Origin of the sequence: Acinetobacter sp. (assembly GCF_036659555.1) — a bacterium.
Classification (GTDB): domain Bacteria; phylum Pseudomonadota; class Gammaproteobacteria; order Pseudomonadales; family Moraxellaceae; genus Acinetobacter.
The window spans coordinates 1-3,657 of record NZ_JAVXCI010000152.1 but is presented as its reverse complement, the minus strand read 5'-3'; the positions used below and the strand labels follow the sequence as shown (position 1 = coordinate 3,657).

Sequence of the window (3,657 nt, the reverse complement as noted above, 5' to 3'; positions counted from 1 at the left end):
ATTCGATTTAAAAACGGTAAGACTCCGCCGTGAATAGTCCAAAAGGTTAAGAAGTTTACGGCGAAACTCCTTAACTGATCAGCATTACATCCATTAAGTCGATTTAAGGCAGTCCGACAGCGAAAACAGTTCAATCCAGACTTCATCCGCCTTAAACTGCTTTTCAAACTTCTTGCAGAATTTATTCACTTTTTCCGCATGCTCCGGTACGGCAATCCAATAATACTGATCGGCATAAATCAGCAGCATCCGGCAGCCGCACTGCCGCAGCAGCGAGCAGATTTCCGACAGAACAATTTCTGCCACCTGCTCCTGCACACTGTAATTTTTTCCAATCTCAGCCTTATGCTGCTCATAATTCTGCAGCGTCGGCTGCGCAGCCTGCTCCATTTCCAAATGCGCTTTTTCCAGATCCAGACGCATGTCCTGTAAAACCGCGCTATGGCCTAGGCTATGCCGCAAAGGCTGGGCGGGATGCAGCGGCATTAAATACGAACGCGCCTGCCTGCCATTTTTTTCAGTGACCATCCATGCCTTAAAATTCTGGAAATCACGGCGCTGGCTTTCTTTCGGGACTTTTTTGCAGTTCAGCTCCGGAAACCAATCCTGCAGCTGCTTATAGATCTTTTTATCATCCATGCGGGTCTCTTCCATGCAAAATATCACAGACAGCAGCCTAAGCCTGAGCAGGCCGCCGCAGCAAATTTATAGCATAGCGCCGCTTTTTGAACAGAATATGACAGCCTGCCAAGGCTTTCAGTCAATCAAGACCATCGGTTCTTCATCGCCGAAAATATCATTGAAAGTCAAAATAATCTGGCTGACCAGCTCTTCATTATTCGGCACCAGCATCCAGTACGGATTTTCATGCTCAATCACCAGCAAGGCCAGATCATAGGGCTGTATAAACAGCTTAATATTGTTGAAAATCACGCTATAGGTGAATTCAAAATCATAGGCATGCGCCGGTTCCGCATCCAGCTCCCGGTCACCCTCCTCGTACATTTGATAAAATGCATTCATTTCAGCTTCAATCTGGTTTTTCAGCTCATCCAGATCAATATTCAGCTGCTGCAGCCAGCGGCATTCATCAATGCCATTCTGCCGGAAATCCATCATGTCCAGCTGCTGCAGATTTGAATGCAGCTGATTCAGCCACGCGCAGAAGCTTTCAAAATTATCCAGCTCTTCCGGCAAAGGCGCATCTTTCAGCTCAGGAAAAGCAATCCTTAATACCTCATACAGCGTCTTTTGCATGCTCACACTCCTAAAAACATCTCCATTCAGATAAGCTTTTGTTATATATAATTTTGTAAGCTCAATAGCTGGAGCAGTCATAAACCGATAAAATACCCCGTCATCAGCTTAGATGAATAATTGAGCATTTTATAGCCAATATTCGTTAATAAATACTACCTAAACTACAGGAAATTGCTTGTATGGCGCAGTTTGCAGTCATTGGCCTGGGAAGCTTCGGCGCTACCGTGGCTACCGAATTGATCGGATTGAATCATGATGTGATTGGCATCGACAGCAATAAAAAATATGTCGAAAGCATTTCAGATCAGCTGACGCACGCGGTCATTGCCGATGCGACCGATGAACACGTATTGAATGAGCTGAATATTCAGAACTGCGAAGCGGTGGTGGTGGCCATTGGCGAAGACATTGAAGCCAGCATTCTGTGCGTGCTGCATCTGAAAAATTTAGGCATTGAAAAGATTTGGGTCAAGGCGAAATCCAAAGCGCACCACATGATTCTGACCCACTTGGGCGTCAATAAAATCATCCATCCTGAAGAAGATATGGGCGTGCGCATTGCGCAGTCGCTCAGCTACCCGATGGTCAGCCGCTATATGGCGCTGGAAGACAACCGCTATATTGTGAAAATTGAACTGAAGGAAGCGCAGCAGGGCCTGCGCTTTAATCAGCTGATGGAGCACGCCGCCGAAGTGAAAACCCTGCTGCATAAGCGGGGCAAAGAAGTTTCATTCAGCATTGACCCCAACATGATTCTGCAGAAAGGCGATATTCTGGTGGTTGAAGGCCTGCTGGAAACTTTGCGCAGGCTTTCCAAGCAGTTTAAAACCGCATGAAGCTGCATGATAAAAAACGCGGCACGGTTAACCTCAGCCCGCCCAGCATTTTAGCCCTAGGCTTTCTTGCGCTGATCATTTTAGGCACCCTGCTGCTGAAGCTGCCGGTTTCACACCACGGCGACCTGCCTTGGCTGCACGCCATGTTTACGGCAACTTCAGCCGTGACCATTACCGGCTTATCCGTAGTGAATGTCGGTGAAGCCTATACCGTCTTTGGCAAAATCGTGATTATGTTTTTGCTGCAGTGCGGCGGCTTAGGCTTCATGACCTTTGCCATTTTGGCCGTGATGAGCCTGTCGCCCAAGCTGGGCTTGAAGCAGCAAATCATGGCGCAGGAAACCATCGGGCAGACCAGCCTGAAAAAAGTCACCTTTACCATTAAAGGGGTTTTCCTGTATTCCTTATTTTTTGAAGCTGCCGGCACAGTCATCTTAACCATCGCCTGGCTGCCGGACTACAATTTTGCCCAGGCCCTGTTTTATGCCGCCTTCTACAGCATTTCCGCCTTCAACAATGGCGGCTTTTCACTGTTTCCCAACAGCCTGATGAGCTTTGCCGACCAGTATGTCATTACCTTCACTATCAGCATGCTGTACATCATTGGCGGCATCGGCTTTTTAGTGCTGATGGATCTTAAGCGCAATAAAAGCTGGAAAAAGCTCAGCCCCAACAGCAAGCTGATTCTATCGACCATTGCCGGCCTGAATGTTTTCGCGTTCATTGCCATCTGGAGCCTGGAAGCCAGCAATCCGCTGACACTGGCCGGCATGAGCGCAGGCGATCAGGCGGTCAATGCATGGTTCCATGCCACCGTGCCCCGCTCTTCCGGCTTCAACAGCCTGCCGGTGGAGCAAATGTCTGACGCCTCTGCATTAGTCACCATGATGCTGATGTTCATTGGCGGCGGCTCGCTCAGCACCGCAGGCGGCATTAAAGTCGGGACATTTATTGTTGTGCTGCTCAGCGTCATCAGCTTTTTGCGCCGTGAAGACGAAGTGCGCGTTTTCAACCACTCCGTGCCTGAGAAAACCACCTTTAAAGCGCTGGCGGTGATCTTTATTACAGTCACGCTGATCCTCATGGGCTTTTTCAGCCTGCTGCTGATTGAGCCGAAGGCAGATTTTTTAGACCTGCTGTTTGAAGCTGTTTCAGCCGCCTGCACGGTTGGCTTGTCGCGCGGGGTTACAGAACAGCTGCAGCCTGCCAGTTTGGCCATTTTAATGCTGCTGATGTTCGCCGGGCGTTTAGGGCCGCTGACATTGGCCTATTTAATTGCCACACCGAAAAAGAGCCGGCTGAAGCATCCGCCTTCTGAAATTCAAGTCGGCTGATGAACCCGCCCAAAGACAAAAACCGCGCCGAGGCGCTAATGCCAGTCAGTTAAGAAACTGACTGGCTTTTTCTTTTTAAATTCTAGACTTTATTTGATACGCGGAAGCGTCATCCGCAACCTATCTGGCCTTTGAAATGGACTGTTTTTGCAATAAACTTAATTAAGTGCAGAAAATGAACAGGTTTCGCGGATGACAAATGCTTTTGGTTCTTTTGGCGAAACAAA

The 3,657-nt window shown here is 48.4% G+C and carries 4 protein-coding genes; 2 read left to right on the top strand and 2 right to left on the bottom strand.

What is annotated here, in order from left to right:
• Positions 1-93: 93 nt before the first annotated feature.
• On the bottom strand, positions 94-639 hold the full coding sequence (locus RSA72_RS14135; RefSeq protein WP_332624099.1) for a hypothetical protein: 546 nt from the start codon (positions 637-639) through the stop codon (positions 94-96).
• 117 nt (positions 640-756) lie between these two features.
• A complete protein-coding gene (locus tag RSA72_RS14130; protein ID WP_332633382.1) occupies positions 757-1,257 on the bottom strand; it encodes a hypothetical protein in 501 nt (166 codons plus the stop codon).
• Positions 1,258-1,439: 182 nt separating this feature from the next.
• Between RSA72_RS14130 and RSA72_RS14125 the strand changes: the two genes are divergently transcribed.
• Positions 1,440-2,096: a potassium channel family protein gene (locus tag RSA72_RS14125; RefSeq protein WP_332624101.1), complete on the top strand. Its 657-nt coding sequence runs from the start codon at positions 1,440-1,442 to the stop codon at positions 2,094-2,096.
• Positions 2,093-3,430 (top strand): TrkH family potassium uptake protein, encoded by a 1,338-nt coding sequence (locus tag RSA72_RS14120; RefSeq protein ID WP_332624102.1) that lies wholly within the window; start codon positions 2,093-2,095, stop codon positions 3,428-3,430. The genes RSA72_RS14125 and RSA72_RS14120 overlap by 4 nt, the downstream gene beginning before the upstream one ends.
• The last annotated feature ends 227 nt before the right edge of the window (positions 3,431-3,657 follow it).